This window comes from Oleiphilus sp. HI0080 (genome assembly GCF_001635135.1).
In genome coordinates this window covers 1-977 of the sequence record NZ_LWFU01001061.1, presented here as the reverse complement: position 1 = coordinate 977, position 977 = coordinate 1, and the positions used below count along the sequence as shown (strand labels likewise).

Sequence of the window (977 nt, the reverse complement as noted above, 5' to 3'; positions counted from 1 at the left end):
ACAGAACACAGCGCGCCCGATGTCTGTTATTCAGATGAGCGAGCCACAAAACAAGAATGTGCAAAGTGTTGCAGATGCCTTGGACTCACAATCGAATATTACTCAGTCGGGCGGGCCAAGGAGTTCGGTAAAGTCTGTCAATATCCGAGGACTTGGCGGCAACAAAGTGCTGCAAACAATCGATGGCGCGCCCCAAGCATTTCAATCTGGTCATCGGGCGAGCTATTTTCTCGATCCGGCATTGATCAAGCGTGTTGAGGTGGTAAAAGGCCCTGCGTCGAGTATTTATGGCTCCGGCGCAATTGGCGGCGTCGTCGCACAAGAAACGATTGACCCTGAAGATCTGCTTGCTGGAGATCGCAAGCAGGGCGGGTTTGTAAAACTTGCGAACAACGCAAATAACCAGCAACAGGATGTTGTTGCGGGTTTGGGGCTACGCTCTGGAGATCTGGACTGGCTGCTATCAGGCTACTACAAAGATGGCGACGATATGACGCTTGGCAATGGCGACACGCTTGAGAGTTCTGCAGAGCGATCAAAGGGTGTTTTGGTGAAGCAAAACTGGTTTGTTGCTGATAGCCAAAGTCTTGGCTTGAGCTATCGAAATGAGCAGCTTGCAGGTCAGGTTCCCTCCAATGGCTCGGCCGCCATCAACGGTACAAGTGTATTTAATCTTCAGAGGGACCAAGTAAACCAAGCTGCAAACATTGATTATGACTGGGTCAACAAAGACGGTAGTAATACGTTCAACGCGAAAGCCTATTGGGACAGCATTGCCATTGACGAATCGCGTATTAGCGACAACAGAGCAGATAAAACAGAGCAAGATAGCGTTGGTCTATCGCTTGATAATGTAACGGGCTTCAATGGGTTTACTTTATTAACCGGTGCCGAAACGAAAGAAACGCACTTTGATGGTGAGCGCTCTGGTGTCGCTGGAACGCGCCCAATCGTTCCTGGTGCGGTTACGACTACTT

At 49.8% G+C, this 977-nt stretch carries 1 protein-coding gene; it reads left to right on the top strand.

The genetic code is table 11. The features are described 5' to 3' along the window. Positions 1-19: 19 nt before the first annotated feature. A partial coding sequence (locus A3751_RS19645) for a TonB-dependent receptor plug domain-containing protein (protein WP_231876944.1) occupies positions 20-977 on the top strand: 958 nt, incomplete at its 3' end.